The organism is Chryseobacterium sp. PCH239, from assembly GCF_018924625.1.
Lineage (GTDB): Bacteria > Bacteroidota > Bacteroidia > Flavobacteriales > Weeksellaceae > Chryseobacterium > Chryseobacterium cucumeris.
Map to the genome: position 1 here is coordinate 3,791,475 of NZ_CP073027.1, position 15,338 is coordinate 3,806,812.

Sequence of the window (15,338 nt, forward strand, 5' to 3'; positions counted from 1 at the left end):
TCTTATTCGAATAATTCTGAAGTATCCAATACAGAAACTTTTCCGTCTTCACATCTGATGGCTTCACCAGGGAAGTTCTGAATCATGTGGTAATCATGTGTTGCCATTACTACAGCAGCGCCATTTTCAAGGGCAACCTGCTTTAATAGCGTCATAATTTCGTTAGAAGTCTCAGGGTCAAGGTTTCCTGTTGGCTCATCGGCTAAAATAAGATCCGGATGGTTAAGAAGAGCTCTCGCAATGGCAATACGCTGCTGTTCTCCTCCGGAAAGTTCGTGAGGCATTTTGTGCTTCTTGCTTTTCATGTTCACACTTCCTAAAACCTCATTGATACGGTCTTCCATTTTTACTTTGTCATTCCATCCTGTCGCTTCAAGAACGAACTTAAGGTTTTTCTCAACTGTTCTGTCTGAAAGTAACTGGAAATCCTGGAATACGATACCTAGTTTTCTTCTTAAGTTAGGGATGTCAGAGGGCTTTAGTTTTGCCAGATCAAATCCTACAACAGCTCCGTGTCCTGATGCTAATGGAATATGTCCGTAAAGCGTTTTCAGTAGGGAACTTTTTCCGGAACCTGTTTTTCCGATAAGGTAGCAGAATCTACCTTTCTTTATATTAAGATTTACATCAGAAAGTACAGTAAAGTTTTTTTGCGCAATCTTTGCATTTTGTAAACTTATAATATTGTCTCCGGCGATATTTGTATGTGGCATAATTTAATTTTAAAGGCTGTTTTCTAACAAAAAAATTTCAATCTTTAAAAATAGAAAAAAGAAGTCTATTTGACTCTAATTTTAGTAAATTTTAACAACAAAAAATGCCTGAAAAGGAACTTCTCAAGCATGTTTTGTATATGATAATTAGAAATTATCTCTTAGCGCGTGCAGCACTTACAGTTAATCTCTTTCTGCCTTTAGCTCTTCTCGCAGCCAAAACTCTTCTTCCATTTGGCGTAGACATTCTTTCTCTGAAACCGTGTTTGTTTCTTCTCTTTCTTTCTGATGGCTGGAATGTTCTTTTACTCATTACTATATGTTTAAATCGTAATTAATCTATTAATTTTCAGGTTGCAAAGATATATAAATTTTTATAAGTTACAAACTTTAATTATCTTTTTTTAAAATTAAATGTAATGTTTTTTGGTCGGGTGTTAACAAACCCTCATCACAAAACCATTTTTCCGGTACAAAAATAATATTTAAATGATTTATATAAAAGCTCTATCTTTGAAAACTTTAATTTTAACGAAAAATAAACACCGGATGTTTACACCAGCAGAACTTTTAGATATTAATACATTACTTACCCAGGATAGCAGAATAGTGATCCTTACCCATTATAACCCGGATGGAGATGCTATTGGTTCAAGCTTGGGATTAAAACATTATCTGAAAGCAAAAGGAATTCATGCAGAGGTTATCGTACCTAATGATTTTCCGAAATTTCTGAAATGGATGCCGGAATCTAAAAAAGTTATTATTGCAGAATATAAAAGAAAACTGGCTGCTGATATGATTGCGGGAGCAGATGTTATTTTCTGTCTGGATTTTAATTCTCCGTCAAGAATCGGATTATTGGGAGACTGGTTGGTAAAAGCTCCGGGGAAGAAAATTCTTATTGATCATCACCAGCAGCCGGAACAATTTGATTTTGTGTATTCTGATACAGTAATTCCTGCCACTTCACAAATGATTTATCATTTCATTGAAGCAATGGAGGATGAAAAGCTGGTGAATCAGGATATGGCAGAATGTCTTTATACCGGAATCATGACGGATACAGGAGGTTTCCGTTTTCGTTCTACCAGTGCTACTACCCACAGAATTATCGCTAATCTTATCGAACATGGTGCAGATCCTGCCATGATCACTTCCAATACATGGGATACCAATACGGTTTCCCGTCTGCATTTGCTTGCTTTAGTTCTTGGAAGAATAGAAGTAGTGAATGACGGAACAGTGGCTGTGTTAAGCCTTACCAGAAATGAACTGAAAGAATTTGGTTTTCAGAAAGGAGATACGGAAGGTTTTGTGAATTATGGTTTGAGTATTGCCGGAGTGAAAATGTCAGCATTCTTTATGGAAGATCTGTACGAAGACTTCGTTAAAATTTCTTTCAGAAGTAAAGATGATGTGGATGTGAACCAATTCTCAAGAAAATATTTCAATGGTGGCGGGCATATTAATGCAGCCGGAGGGAAATCTTTAGATTCTTTAGCGGGAACGATCGTCAACTTCAAAGAAAAAGTAAAAGAGGAAGGTTTATAGAGGCAAAAACCTGTAAATTTTTCTGATTAACTTCTAGATACTTTTACGAAACCCCTTTTCTTCAAGCTCCTGGCAGGTATAATCATACACTTGCTGAAACATTTCATCCATATATCTTTTGTTGAAAAGACTATATTTCGTCATTTTGGGCGGATCAAGAAAAATATTGCAGTATTTTGCTTTAGAATAGACCGACTTTGCGATCGCTAAGTGAAGGATTCTGTCGAATTCTTTCATCAGGCTCATCTTGCTTAACTCATCATAGCTGATGGAATTGACATGAGAGGCAATCAGAAAATTACATTTATCCATGATAGGCTCAATGGGAAGGTTATCCAGAACACCGCCGTCTACATAAATTTTCTCACCAATTCTTACCGGTGGAAGAATAAAAGGAACGCTTGAGGAAGCCAGTAATGGTCCAAAAAGCTCTCCTTCAGAAAAGAAGTCTACGATGCCATGCGTCATTTCCGTGGCAGCTACATACACCGGAATTTTTAAAATACCGAAATTGTCTTCAGGGAAATAATCTTTGAACAGTTTTAAAATAAAATTGGAACTGAAGATTCCGTTTTTGGATAATTTTAAAGATGACCTGGAAAAAAAAGAAGTTTGCTTGACAATTTCCATCATCTCTTCCGGCGTTTTTCCAAAAGAATAAAAAGCACCAATGATGGATCCTGCGCTGGTTCCTGAAATAATGTGTGGTTTCAGATTGTATTCTTCCAAAGCTTTCAGTACGGCGATATGAGCAATCCCACGCATTCCTCCGCCTGAAAGTGTAAGTCCGATAACCGGTGGTGCCGGTGTTTTCTTTTTTTTGAATGAAAATAAAGCCATTACCCAAATTATCCTCTACTAATATACAGGATTTTTGTTATGCACAGCTTAATTTGTCAGGTAACCTGTTTTATAAAACCAGTTTTTTAGGAAGATTGTGAAGAAGTTCTGTATTGATGATTTCTGCGCAGATTCCTGGCTTTTCCCAATGACCGTTGTGTCCGCAGTCCAGGATATAAGATTTGATATTCGTTCTGTCCGGAAGATGTTTGATCATCATATCCGTTTTTACCGCATTATCATGTTTACCCGCCAGTACTAAGATTTTAGCTTCCAGGTTTTCCAGCACATGCTTTTTGTCGGTTCTTTCTACCATACCCTTTACGCAGGAAAGAGCACCTAAATTATTGGTGGAAAGGGCTGTTTCAAGTGCAGTTTCTATTTTACCTTCCAGAATGTCTCTTTCATTCGGATTGAATAAATTAGGTACCCCGGCTCTTGCATAATGGGCAAAAGCATCCTTGATGATTCTGTAGCTTTTGATTCGCTGCTGTTTTTTCTCTTCATCATCCGGAAAATACGTAGAGAAAAATAATGTAAGACTTTTTAAAGAATCAGGATACTTTTCTGCAAAAGCGAGAGATGTATATCCTCCCATAGAATGTCCCAGAAGATGTATTTTTTCTAAATGCTGATCATCCAATACTTTTTTTACTTCTTCAGCCATCAGTTCCATGGTGTGAACTTCAGCCAGAATTTCAGACTGTCCATGGCCGGGAAGGTCAATTTTGAGCAGTGAAAAATCTTTGGAAAGGTGATGTTCCATATCACTCCAGATGGATAGATTTTCCATAAATCCGTGAAGAAGTACCAGCGTTTCTTTTCCGTTTCCTTTTCTTTCAAAGTTCAGCATGATTCCAAAATTTAGAAGGTTAAAAATAATACAACAGCTTACATACTGTGGATCTGTTTCTCCTTTCAAATTTAGTCAAAAAAAGAGCATTTAAAAAATGCCCTTGTCTTTTATTGAGTTAATTCCTTATAAACCTTTGTTTCCCAAGGTTTGATGTCTGTTACGCCATATCGTTCCTTTTTAGAAATAGCAAGGTTGTCCAGCATGTCTACAAAATTTTTGTAGTTGGCTTCATCTGTTGGTTTTACAATCACTGTGAATTTGTTGGGTGCAGGAGCATTTTTATACGCTTCAGCAATGATCTTTGAAATTTTTATTCCACTGAAATCTGTTTCTTTCAGGTTTCCTTTATTCAAATATTTCTGATTGCTCTGATGATAAAATACCCGGTTGTCTTTTCCAAGGATAAAGGTAATCTGGTTTTGATCACCAATTACCGGTTTATCAATAGAACTGGGATTTGGATCTTTTGCAGGGAGTCCCAGGTCCATTACATTAGGTTTTGTAAAATTGGTGGTGAACATAAAGAAAGTGATAAGTAAGAATCCCAGATCGACCATAGGCGTCATGTCCACTCGGATCATTTTTTTCTTTTGCTTTCCGCCTTGTTTTTCTTGTGCAATTACTTCTGCCATGATTAAAGTTTTTAAATGTTAGACTATATTTTTTTTGAAGAATTCATACAAAACATATGCCTTGATTGTTAAAAACTTTATAGATTCATGAATCTATTGATTATTATCGTATAAATTTTACGTATTTCTGTTTTTTAATACTTTTCTTGAAGGAAAAGGGTAATTATGATATTTTTAAGAGGTTACCGGATGATTGTTATTTTCTTTGTAAGAATAATTTCTTCTCTGTTTTTTACCTGTACCATATAAAGTCCTTCCATGAATGCAGATGTGCTGATTTTAATTTTTTCTTCGTTATATTTTTGAGAGAAAAGTTTTCGTCCGGACATATCAGTAATGCTAATAGTACTTTCCCGGGGCAGATGATCTAAATAGAAAAATTCTTTTGCAGGGTTAGGGTAGAGGTTGGGTTTATGCCTCTGTTGATTTTCCGGAATGCCAAGCTGTTCAGGACTTAATTTAACTATCCAGGCATCGATCATACCATGATGTCCGGTAACGTCTCCACTTGTAGATCCTGTACTTCCTGAAACAATATATCCGTTATCAGCGGTCAGTTCAAGAGCAGTTAAGTAATCGAAATCGGGACCTCCCAGCGTTTTCTCCCACTTCAGATTTCCGCTGCTGTCCAGTTTTATGATCCAGTAATCCAGATTACCGTGGTGATTGGTTACCTGTCCGTTGTTGGAAGCTGTCCAGCCCGCAACAATATAATCCCATTCGGGAGTCTGGCGAATAGTTATGGCGTTGTCATGAAAACTTCCTCCAAAATATTTATCCCACTCGATGGTTCCGTTATTGCTTAGTTTGATAACCCAATAATCGGGAAGTCCGCTCTCAAGATTTGAAGAATTAAAAGAAGTGCCCACGGCAATATAACCGCCATCAAAAGTCTGTTGCGCATAATATCCTATGTTATCACCAATATTGCCCAACGTTTTTTGCCATTGCATATTTCCGCCGGAATCGAGTTTTACTACCCAAAAGTCATTGTTCCCGTAGCTTACAGTAATATCGCCATCTGTAGACACGGTGGTTCCTGCAATAATATACCCGCCATCAAAAGTTTGCTGCACAGAATTGACCTGTTCACTGCTGCTTCCACCCAGCGATTTCTGCCATTGTATATTTCCGTTAATATCTAATTTTACGATCCAATAGTCTCCTCCTCCATGATTTCCGCTCACATCTCCGTCATTGGAACTTGAAGATCCGGCTACAATATATCCTCCTTCAGAAGTCTGCTGAATAGATTGTGCCATATCCATACTGCTTCCACCCAGCGATTTCTGCCATTGCATATTCCCGTTGGAATCAAGTTTTACAATCCAGTAATCATAATTTCCATGATTTCCGCTGATATCTCCGTCACCGGAATTGGATGATCCGGCAATAATATATCCTCCATCGGTAGTTTGACGGATGGATTGTGCATCATCAACATTACTTCCTCCTAACGTTTTTTGCCATTGTATGCCTCCTGCAGGGTTTAATTTTACGATCCAGTAATCTCCTCCTCCGTGATTTCCGGTGACATCTCCATCATTGGACATAGAATTTCCGGCTACAATGTATCCTCCGTCGGAGGTTTGCTGAACGGCATTCGCAGATTCACCATGGGTGCCTCCCAATGCTTTTTGCCATTCTATGGAAGGGGCAGACTGGGCAGCTAATGCGGAATAGATAAGAAATAAAAAAATAGATGTTAAATATCTCATATGTATTTGAATTGGTGATAGTTATTCAAATATAATTAATTTTAGACTACGTTTTGTGTTTTATTGTTTATTTAATTCATGAAATAAAAAAACTCACACGATAAAGTGTGAGTTTTTGAATGATATGTTAATAATTTATTTATTCTTTTTATAGAAATTGACCCCGCATTCAAGGAATTTTTTGAAATCCTCTTTAGGCATATATCCTGAGACAGGCGTGTTGATGACTTTTCCGTCCGGAGTGATTAAAACATAGTGAGGTTGAGAGTTATTATTGAAGTTCACCTGCTGGAATAAACTCCATCTGTCTCCAATTGTTTTTACCTTCTTGATCTGTCCGTCTCCCAGGTCAATTTTGGTTTTCTGATCCTCAGGAAGCTCTTCCTTATCATCGACATAGAGAGAAGCCAGTACTACATCATTCTGAAGAATCGGTAAAATGTCTGGTTCGCTCCATACAAACTCCTCCATTTTTCTACAGTTTTCACATCCATATCCTGTGAAGTCGATCAATATAGGCTTGTCTTCTTTTTTAGCCAGTTCTATTGCTTTGAAGAAGTCGTGTTCAGGATGCATTCCTAAAATTCCGTCTTTTTCATCATGGAAATAGCTTACATTGAGTGGAGGTAAAATTCCACTTAATAACTGAAGTTTCGGACGGTCAGATGGGATTAGCCCTTGAACCAGATAGATCACGAAACCAATTCCCAATACCCCTAATATTTTTCTGGTGACAGAAATTTTAGGCTTTTTATCATCATGAGGGAATCTGATCAATCCTAATAAATAGATTGCTAATCCTAAGGCGATAATAATCCAGATCGCAATGAAAAGTTCTCTTTTTAAGAAGAATGTTTTGGATACAAGATCTGCTTTAGACAAGAATTTCAATGCTAATGCCAGTTCTACGAATCCTAAAACAACTTTTACCGTATTCATCCATCCTCCGGATTTCGGTAGACTTTGTAATGCCTGCGGGAATAATGCCAGCAATCCGAAAATAATAGCCCATGCCAGCCCGAATCCTGCCAACGCAAAAGTCAACAGCATCGGAACATTGGATGAACCTGTTACCGCACTTCCCAGTAAACTTCCTAAAATAGGTCCCGTACATGAGAAAGAAACGATCACCAGAGTCAATGCCATGAAGAAAATACCAATAATTCCTCCTGCCTCTTCCGCTTTGGAAGATTTGTTGGCAATAGAACTTGGCAGCGTGATATCATAATACCCGAAGAAACTTCCGGCAAAGAAGATGAATATGATAAAGAAAGCAATATTCAACCATACACTTGTAGAAATCTCGTTGAAGATATTTCCTGCGATTCCATCAATAATATGGAAAGGAATACTCAGTAAAACGAAGATAAGAAGAATGAAAAAACCATAAATAAGAGCATCTCTTTTTCCTTTTGCTTTGTCTTTACTTCCTTTCGTAAAAAATGAAACGGTAAGTGGAATCATCGGGAACACACATGGCGTAAGCAAAGCAATTAATCCTCCGATAAATCCAAGGAATAGATACGTCCAGTAATTTTCATCCACTTTGGCAGACGCTGTACCGCAATCTGTCAATGGCTTTTTGAAATCGATGGTTGCAATTTTCAACTGCTTTGGATCCAGTTTTGAAGTTTCTGTGATCGTAGCTTCAGTTTTTGTAGGATTTTCAGTAACCGTCTCAGTTATTTTTACAGAGTCTTTTGCAGGACCTGCAGTTTCCTCGGTCGTAGCCTCTTCCGTTGCCCCTTTTGGTGTAACTTTTTGGTTGAATTCTAATGTGTTGGGAGCCAGGCAAACTCTGTCGTCACAGGTCTGATACGTAATCTCAGAAGTGACATCTGCGGGTTTTGTTGGATCTTTTAATTTAAATTTTTGCTTAAATCCAGCAGAATTGGAGTAGAAAACAATTGTTCCTCCAAACGCTTCAGAAAACTCTTCATGTTTTTTACCAACTTCGGTAAATTTTCCGATCAACTCAATATTCTTTCCTGTCACTTTATACTCCGTCGGAATTCCGGTGTCTTCCGGTAGATCTTTAGAGTAAATATGCCAGCCGTTTTCCATGGTAGCATTCAATACTGCTTCGTATTGATTGTTCCCCAGATCGTTGATGGTGAATTTAAACTTTACAGGATTTTTTATCTGCGCATTAATTCCTGTCGCTAAAAATAGTAGAATTAATAAAAACCAATTTCTAAATTTCATTGTTCATTTCATTAAAGTTTTGAGACTCCATTTCGTTTTCTCATTCTTTGCAAATCTTCTGACTTACCTGGAAGGAAGGCTGTCAAATACAGCATTATTCCTAATGAGTCTGTGTCCAGATTTTTTGCCTCGCTAAAATAGATAATTTTTCGTCCCTAAAAAATTTAGAAACTTTCTTTTTTTAAGCGTGATCCCTAAAATATTTTGTCTTCTGCCCTAATCGCAATAGAAGTGTTACTTATTTTATGATTCAAAATGATTATAGATTTTTTCAATTTTGCCAACTTGGTATTATGATGAGGTTCTTTTGCCATGACAAAAACTCTCCGAGAAAATCAATTCAGATTTTTTAAAATATCTTCTACAGATGCTCTGTTTTTATAGTCCGGATCAAAATGTCTCCATGTAATTTCTTTCCCTTCATTAAGGATGAAGGTTGCCGATACAGGAAGCCTTCCGGAATGATCTGATCTGCTGTTGGCAAAATCCTCCTTTAATTTTGAGTTGTAGAAATTAAGGGTTTCACTGTCTGGAGTATAGAGAACATCGAATGCTTCTGCAATTTTATATCCTTCGTCATATAAAACCGTATACTCTGTCTTTGTTTTGCTGATCGTCTTTTCTATAAATTCCGGTTTTTCGGGAGAAATAATAACAAGTCTCGCGTTTTTTGATTTCAGCTCAGGGGTCAGATTTTGTAATGTTTCAATGTATTTGTTACAATACGGACACCATTGCCCCCGGATAAAAACAATTACCAGTTTTTTGTTTTCCTTTGATAATGAAAATGTATTACCAAAATGATCTTTCGCATTGAAATTATCAATTTTATCACCTATCATTTTTCCTTTTACCTGATCTAACGTTTTGCCGGATTGAGACATCTTTTTTTTCAGGACAGATGCTCCAACTTCCAGAAACTGTTCAGGATTATAGTATCCGAAATCATATTGAACCAGTTTCCCTTTTGGATCCAGGAATAAAAAGGAAGGATAGTTTACCACTTTAAATTCTTTGGCAAGGCTTAGACCTTCTTTTTCTGCATCAATGGCAAGGTTAACAAAATTTTTGTTGAACATCTCTCCGATTCTCGGATCAGTAAAGGTGTTTTTTGCCATCAGCTTACAAGGTCCGCACCAGGTGGTGAACAGATCAATGAAGATCAGTTTATTCTCTTTTGATGCGATTTTTTTCGCGGCTTCTAAATCAATTTTTTGAAAATTGATACCTGCGCTTTGTGCGTTAAATGAAATTCCTACTAATATAAGAAGACTCAATACGATTTTTTTGAACATATATTTCTTTTCTTATTATGTTCCCTGATCCATAAAAAATCACCCTTAAATAAAAATATTTTATATAACTATCTGTTTTTCAGTCGTAAAAATATTTTTATTTTTAATTTTTTTGATCTGCTCTACACATTTGTATTTTTGATTCTGAGCATTATGTTTGCTGGAATACTGGTATTTATCCTGAATTTCTTCAATACTTTTGTTTTCAATAAAAATGTCATGGATGAGATTCTGACAATGGGAAGAAATCGATTTGATATAACCAACCAGTTTTTCCCAGTAATACCTTTCATTTTCAATGGCAGTACTTATTTCCTCCTGATGTTCCATAAAATAGTTTTCAGGAGACTCAACATAAAAGTTTCTGTTTTTTAGTTTTTTAAACCACAGGTTTTTTACAATTCCGATAATATAATTTCCCAGACAGGTTTGGACTTTGAAGTCATCAGCATTGAGTTTTTCGTAAAGAATGAGTAATGCATCCTGGAAAATATCTTCTGCATCTTCCAGATTACCTTTATTGTTCAGAATAAATTTCTGAGTATAACCAAAATACTGTTGGTATAAAATTCCAAAAGCTATATTGCTGTCTTTCTTAAAATCATCAACAGCTAACGAATTAGTTGTTTTTCTGTCCACGTTACAGTTATCTTTTTTTGAGTAGTTCTGTCTGCCTGATACCTGCGATCCTGTCTGAGAGGGATGACACCCAAAATATGGTTTTTGGAGTCACACAATAACCAGATCTTTTCCTTGATCAAAGCAGATAATTTTTCGTCCCTAAAAAATTTAGAAACTTTCTTTTTCCCTGAAAACCCTGTCGGAAAAAATTCATCTCCATCCTGTTGTTTTCTCAATAGGAGGGGAAACTGAAGCTTTTCAGCATCGAAATCCCATTCAAATTCTTTTTGGATTTCTTCATTGTTTTCAATATCATCTACGAGATTGATTCTGATCAGGTTTTGAGAAAAATCAAAGTTTTTGATCAGTACTATTTCTTCCGGAGTTCCCTTTTCTTCATTTTTATCAATGAAAATAAGTTCATCACGGTTGACAATCAACTGATATTCTTTTGAAAAGAAAGAACTGTTGTTTTCAGCTTTAAAAATTTTGGGGATTTCTTCCTCCTGATTGAATCCGAATTTTTTTAAGATTTCAAATTTTACGAAATCACTTTCCTGATCCAGCTTTTCCTTTGATAAGATTTTATAGTTTTGGTTAAATACTGTAAGCTGATTTTCTATCTCCTGAATCTGTTTCTGAACAAAATCTTTAGTCTGATTCAGATATAAAGAACTTTTTCTGAAATTTTCCAGAAAATGATCGTTGGTTTCCATCAGCACCGGAACAATCTCATTCCTGATCTTATTCCTCAGATAATCACTTTTTTTATTAGAAAGATCTTCCCGAAATTCAATAGTATTCTGTTCAGCAAATTGGTAAATTTCTTTTTTTGAAACATTTAAAAGGGGACGAAGGATGTTATTATCATTTGCTGGAATTCCACTCAATCCATTAATGCCGGCAGCTTTGGACAGATTAATAATGAACGTTTCCAGCTGATCGTTAAGATGGTGGGCGGTAACGAGAAATTCCAGTTTTTCTTTTTCCTGAATTTCTTTAAAAAAGGCGTATCGAAGCTCTCTTGCCCATAGCTGAATAGAGTTTTCGGGTTTCTGATCTTTTTCTGAAACTTCATACAAATGAAATTTTATATGATTTTTCTCACAAAAATCCTGCACTGTTTTCTGATCCAGATCCGAATCATTACCACGAAGTTTATAATTGATATGAGCTACCTGAAACCGGAACCTGGAATCCTGAATTTTCTGCCCTAAATCCTTGAAAAGAGAGGCGAGAACCATAGAGTCTGCTCCTCCGCTTACCGCCAGAAGATAGGTGTGGTTTTCCGGTTCGTGAACGAGATTTTTTAATTGATTGGTGAAGGCTGATTGATCCAACATAGATGTTGAGAATTTCTTTTATGCAAAGATAACCGATATAATTCAATTGAATTTTCCTAACTTTGAGTAGTCTAAAAATGATTATTTATGAAGATTTTAAAAATTTTAGCAGTTTCTGCAATGGCGCTGGGGATGACATCTTGTGTCAGCAAAAAGCAGTATGATGCTTTGAGCACAAACTATAAGCAGTGTATTGAAAATATCGGAGAAAGACAAAGAGAAATTCAGGATTTGAAATCTCAGAATTCTGCATTGGCGGGTGAAAACAACTTGTTGAAAAGCCAGCACGATGCATTAAAATCATCACTTGATGCGTGTCTGTCCAATACTGGAAAAAGTTCTGCTAACATTGACAAACTGGTAGGCGAAATCAATGCGTCGAATTCTTATATCAAGCAATTGATCTCCAGTAATGCTAAAAATGACAGTTTGAACCTGGCATTGTCTAATAAACTGAAGAGATCTTTGGATAATGTATCTGATGAAGATGTACAGGTAAAAGTATTGAAAGGAGTAGTAATGATCTCCCTTTCTGATAAAATGCTATACAAAACAGGAGATTACAACATCCTGCCTGCCGCTCAGGAAGTGTTGGGTAAAGTAGCAAAAGTAATCAACGATTACGATAAATACTCTGTATTGATCGAAGGTAACACGGATAACGCTCCGTTGAACTCTCCAAATCTTCCAAGAGACAACTGGGATCTTTCTGCATTAAGAGGTACTTCAGTTGCTAAAGTTCTTCAGACTCAGTTTGGAGTAGATCCGGCAAGAATTACTGCTGGTGGACGTTCTGAATACAACCCGAAAGCGACTAACATGAGCGTTTCAGGAAGATCAGAAAACAGAAGAACGGAAATCATCATTATGCCTAAACTTGATGAGTTTATGAAACTGATGGATATCGCTCCTAAGAAATAATGATTAAACCTTATATCATCATAAATCCCGAAGCAATTCGGGATTTATTTTTTTATGAACCAACCTGTTTGGGAATATACTCTGCCGATATTTTTTTCTTTGAAGAAGTGACTGTCTTTTTATCAGACTGTTCAAAATAAAAATTGGTGATATTCCAGACGATCATAATCGCTGAAAAATAATATAAATTCAAAACCAGTGCAATTCCTATATGCATGGAGATGGTAAAGAAAAGCCATGTTTTCTGTGTGGGTTTATACCAGATAAAAAAAGGATAACATATCTCAATAATAATGGTACTCCATCCAATCAAACTTATCAGATAAGAGTGTTCTATCAGCCAGCTGAAATCAATATTCAGGTCTCTGTTGGAGTAGGGGAGATGAATAGCTTTCCAGATAGATTCACCGTTCCACCAGTTGAATCCTAAAGCTTTATCCAGTCCGGAAAAGAAATAAGCAATAGAAATATGAATCTGAAATAATCTTTTAACTGGAGTAATATTACTATGCCCAGGTTTTCTGCCGAAAATAAAATTTCTCAGTGAAAAGTGTTGGTCAGCAGGAAAAAGAATCAGATAAAATAAAGACATGCTTGTGAAAAAATCTGCACCATAGGCAAAAAAAGAACTTCCCTTAAGTAATGCTATCTGTAAAATAAGCAACAATAATGCAGAGATTCTTGAATAAAATCCGGTGATGATCAAAATACACAGTGTAATAAACGATACCTTGGTTATTGCCATTGTTGCACTTTCTTCAATCCCGAGAGTTTGTAAAAAGCTTACTATTTTTGAGAAGGTTATCAACCAGTCTGGAGTAAAAACACTCATAATGTCCTGAGGAATAATACTGTTGCTTGAAAATAATTTTTCAAAATCCGGCAACACTGCAGCAAATTGTAAAAGAATTACAATTCCTATGGCAATCCTAAAGAAGCTTAAGAATTCCGTTTGATTATCTTGTCTGAAAAAGAAATTTTCAATTTTGGTATAGAATGCATTCAGATTTTTCATCACTTTAGTATTTGAATTCATCAATAAGAATAAGATTTTCACTCGTTTTTCCTTTTTTGAAATCTGCAATAGCAGGGTAGTTGTACAGATAAAGCTTTGTCGTTACACTGGATGCTAACGGATTTTCTTTCATTACGTGGGCTGCGATCTGTCTGATAATGATATCCAGGTACTGATAATATTTTTTGTCGTATTTATTTTTGTCGGAAATTTTATCAAGAAACATGTTAAAAACAGTTGTATATCTTACTCTGCTCTCTTTGTTCTTAAAATAAGGCAGGTTTTTCTGTTCAAGGATATTACCATTTTGATCTTTTAATTCAAAGCTCATGACAAAGTCGCTGGCAACATTGGGTGCGTAGAAACCATATCCTGTATCAAAACCAGTGTAAGAAGTAAATATATTGACGGGTTTTGATTGGGCAATGTCTTCGGAAATAGTATATAACAGCGGTTTTTTATAGTCTTTATTTTCATAATAAAAACCATAATATCCATCAAATGTTCCTTTCAGGCCAATGGTGAAAACCAGAAGCAGGATCATAAAAATTCCGGATAACTGAAGCTTTCTTTTCATGACAAAAGATTTAAGAAAAGGCTGTCTTCGGACTAAAAACAGCCTTTTGAGGTTATTTGTAATTCATCAATACGCTGTTCAGCTTTACATTGATTCTTGGATCAATGGCTGTATTAACTTTGTAAGATTTTATAATCACATTGGTAAGATTTCTTCTACCCATCGTTGGTGGACAAATTGTGTATTCTTCTGCTCCTTTAACGGTTAATCTACTTAGAGAGGCGATGTCTTTCTGGCTTAGCAAAGCTGCATTGGTTGCAACCTGGTTGTTTTGAATAGCATAATAATCTTTTCCTAATTCTTTAGCTCCATATTTTTTCAGGATACCGTCCACTTTTTCTCTTAGATCTCCATACTTTTTCCAGTCGATATTAGCTTTCATTAAGCATCCGCGGATTACATACTGTCTGTTGATTTTATAAATAATAAAATTGGTACCCAAACTGTTCTGATGAAGTTTCTGAAGACTTAATAAACTTTTCATGTCTTCGTCAGAAATTTTTTTCACATCTTTCAGTATGTAATTATGGTCTACAATATAATTGCCTTTTTCTTTATAAAAAGACATTTCCTGAGGTTTTAGCTGGGAAAATATCATCACAAGTCCCACTATCGCTCCGATTAATAATAAAGTCTTTGTTTTCATGTAGTTGTTTTTAAAATATCCCTACTCTTTTTTAGGATTTTCGGGTGCCTCCATTATTTGAATGTTTCATGGTTGGAAAACTTATATCAAAGGTAGAGGCATATGAGCGGTCAAATACAGGTGTTTTTCCTATATTTTATGAGGATTTTGACTTGTGAACTGAGATACGAATCAGGATTTTGAATAATATAGGCTATTCATGGATATTTCAAGCTGATATATTGTGGCTTACAATATGACTTTTGAGAATGAATTGTAGAAATGAACTTAATGAAGTTCTGTTGAATGATGTTGAGAAAAATGATGATGAAGGAAATGGATAAGGTTTTAATCTGAAATAACCTGAGAGGGAATATGTGAGTATAAAGCAAAAATAAATCCCGTAGGTGGCCGGGATTTATT

Annotated in this window: 15 protein-coding genes; 2 read left to right on the top strand and 13 right to left on the bottom strand. The window is 35.9% G+C overall.

Annotated features, from left to right (window positions below; all coding sequences use genetic code 11):
- Positions 1-2: 2 nt before the first annotated feature.
- Positions 3-713, bottom strand: a complete 711-nt coding sequence (locus KBP46_RS17500; protein ID WP_062675736.1) for a cell division ATP-binding protein FtsE — start codon at positions 711-713, stop codon at positions 3-5.
- Positions 714-867: 154 nt separating this feature from the next.
- Positions 868-1,026: a 50S ribosomal protein L34 gene (gene rpmH / locus KBP46_RS17505; RefSeq protein ID WP_002976260.1), complete on the bottom strand. Its 159-nt coding sequence runs from the start codon at positions 1,024-1,026 to the stop codon at positions 868-870.
- Between the two features lie 236 nt (positions 1,027-1,262).
- Between rpmH and KBP46_RS17510 the strand changes: the two genes are divergently transcribed.
- Positions 1,263-2,267 (top strand): bifunctional oligoribonuclease/PAP phosphatase NrnA, encoded by a 1,005-nt coding sequence (locus tag KBP46_RS17510; protein ID WP_062675916.1) that lies wholly within the window; start codon positions 1,263-1,265, stop codon positions 2,265-2,267.
- Positions 2,268-2,300: 33 nt separating this feature from the next.
- Here the strand turns inward: KBP46_RS17510 and KBP46_RS17515 are convergent, their stop codons facing one another.
- The 8 genes from KBP46_RS17515 to tilS all read right to left on the bottom strand — a co-directional run bounded on the left by KBP46_RS17515 (position 2,301) and on the right by tilS (position 11,777).
- A complete protein-coding gene (locus KBP46_RS17515; protein WP_216443800.1) occupies positions 2,301-3,107 on the bottom strand; it encodes a patatin-like phospholipase family protein in 807 nt (268 codons plus the stop codon).
- Positions 3,108-3,177: 70 nt separating this feature from the next.
- Positions 3,178-3,960, bottom strand: a complete 783-nt coding sequence (locus tag KBP46_RS17520; RefSeq protein WP_062675917.1) for an alpha/beta fold hydrolase — start codon at positions 3,958-3,960, stop codon at positions 3,178-3,180.
- Between the two features lie 110 nt (positions 3,961-4,070).
- Positions 4,071-4,595, bottom strand: a complete 525-nt coding sequence (locus KBP46_RS17525; protein ID WP_216443801.1) for a biopolymer transporter ExbD — start codon at positions 4,593-4,595, stop codon at positions 4,071-4,073.
- A gap of 182 nt (positions 4,596-4,777) precedes the next feature.
- Complete coding sequence (locus tag KBP46_RS17530; protein ID WP_216443802.1) at positions 4,778-6,313, bottom strand: T9SS type A sorting domain-containing protein; 1,536 nt, start codon at positions 6,311-6,313, stop codon at positions 4,778-4,780.
- A 135-nt stretch (positions 6,314-6,448) separates the two neighbouring features.
- The gene (locus KBP46_RS17535; RefSeq protein ID WP_123279050.1) at positions 6,449-8,518 is read right to left on the bottom strand and encodes a thioredoxin family protein; all 2,070 of its coding nucleotides are present in this window, start codon (positions 8,516-8,518) and stop codon (positions 6,449-6,451) included.
- Between the two features lie 335 nt (positions 8,519-8,853).
- Entirely contained in the window at positions 8,854-9,813 is a 960-nt protein-coding gene (locus KBP46_RS17540; RefSeq protein ID WP_216443803.1) for a redoxin domain-containing protein, read from the bottom strand.
- Between the two features lie 60 nt (positions 9,814-9,873).
- A complete protein-coding gene (locus KBP46_RS17545) occupies positions 9,874-10,452 on the bottom strand; it encodes an RNA polymerase sigma factor (protein ID WP_062675741.1) in 579 nt (192 codons plus the stop codon).
- Positions 10,425-11,777 carry a tRNA lysidine(34) synthetase TilS gene (tilS, locus tag KBP46_RS17550; protein ID WP_062675742.1) on the bottom strand — a complete coding sequence of 451 codons (1,353 nt, stop codon included), beginning with the start codon at positions 11,775-11,777 and terminating at the stop codon, positions 10,425-10,427. The genes KBP46_RS17545 and tilS overlap by 28 nt, the downstream gene beginning before the upstream one ends.
- A gap of 87 nt (positions 11,778-11,864) precedes the next feature.
- Here tilS and KBP46_RS17555 point away from each other — a divergent pair, with 87 nt between their 5' ends.
- Entirely contained in the window at positions 11,865-12,698 is an 834-nt protein-coding gene (locus tag KBP46_RS17555; RefSeq protein ID WP_047435593.1) for an OmpA family protein, read from the top strand.
- A 52-nt stretch (positions 12,699-12,750) separates the two neighbouring features.
- Here the strand turns inward: KBP46_RS17555 and KBP46_RS17560 are convergent, their stop codons facing one another.
- From KBP46_RS17560 to KBP46_RS17570, 3 genes are read right to left on the bottom strand one after another with little or no spacing between them, the layout of a single operon-like run.
- Positions 12,751-13,713: an HTTM domain-containing protein gene (locus KBP46_RS17560; RefSeq protein WP_120232925.1), complete on the bottom strand. Its 963-nt coding sequence runs from the start codon at positions 13,711-13,713 to the stop codon at positions 12,751-12,753.
- Between the two features lie 4 nt (positions 13,714-13,717).
- A complete protein-coding gene (locus tag KBP46_RS17565) occupies positions 13,718-14,290 on the bottom strand; it encodes a hypothetical protein (protein WP_120232711.1) in 573 nt (190 codons plus the stop codon).
- 52 nt (positions 14,291-14,342) lie between these two features.
- On the bottom strand, positions 14,343-14,936 hold the full coding sequence (locus KBP46_RS17570; protein ID WP_062675744.1) for a hypothetical protein: 594 nt from the start codon (positions 14,934-14,936) through the stop codon (positions 14,343-14,345).
- Positions 14,937-15,338 lie beyond the last annotated feature (402 nt).

Bases quoted from the DNA above. Each gene is read 5' to 3' on its own strand.
- KBP46_RS17500 (WP_062675736.1), bottom strand. From the start codon at position 713: ATGCCACATACAAATATCGCCGGAGACAATATTATAAGTTTACAAAAT.
- rpmH (WP_002976260.1), bottom strand. From the start codon at position 1,026: ATGAGTAAAAGAACATTCCAGCCATCAGAAAGAAAGAGAAGAAACAAA.
- KBP46_RS17510 (WP_062675916.1), top strand. From the start codon at position 1,263: ATGTTTACACCAGCAGAACTTTTAGATATTAATACATTACTTACCCAG.
- KBP46_RS17515 (WP_216443800.1), bottom strand. From the start codon at position 3,107: ATGGCTTTATTTTCATTCAAAAAAAAGAAAACACCGGCACCACCGGTT.
- KBP46_RS17520 (WP_062675917.1), bottom strand. From the start codon at position 3,960: ATGCTGAACTTTGAAAGAAAAGGAAACGGAAAAGAAACGCTGGTACTT.
- KBP46_RS17525 (WP_216443801.1), bottom strand. From the start codon at position 4,595: ATGGCAGAAGTAATTGCACAAGAAAAACAAGGCGGAAAGCAAAAGAAA.
- KBP46_RS17530 (WP_216443802.1), bottom strand. From the start codon at position 6,313: ATGAGATATTTAACATCTATTTTTTTATTTCTTATCTATTCCGCATTA.
- KBP46_RS17535 (WP_123279050.1), bottom strand. From the start codon at position 8,518: ATGAAATTTAGAAATTGGTTTTTATTAATTCTACTATTTTTAGCGACA.
- KBP46_RS17540 (WP_216443803.1), bottom strand. From the start codon at position 9,813: ATGTTCAAAAAAATCGTATTGAGTCTTCTTATATTAGTAGGAATTTCA.
- tilS (WP_062675742.1), bottom strand. From the start codon at position 11,777: ATGTTGGATCAATCAGCCTTCACCAATCAATTAAAAAATCTCGTTCAC.
- KBP46_RS17555 (WP_047435593.1), top strand. From the start codon at position 11,865: ATGAAGATTTTAAAAATTTTAGCAGTTTCTGCAATGGCGCTGGGGATG.
- KBP46_RS17560 (WP_120232925.1), bottom strand. From the start codon at position 13,713: ATGAAAAATCTGAATGCATTCTATACCAAAATTGAAAATTTCTTTTTC.
- KBP46_RS17565 (WP_120232711.1), bottom strand. From the start codon at position 14,290: ATGAAAAGAAAGCTTCAGTTATCCGGAATTTTTATGATCCTGCTTCTG.
- KBP46_RS17570 (WP_062675744.1), bottom strand. From the start codon at position 14,936: ATGAAAACAAAGACTTTATTATTAATCGGAGCGATAGTGGGACTTGTG.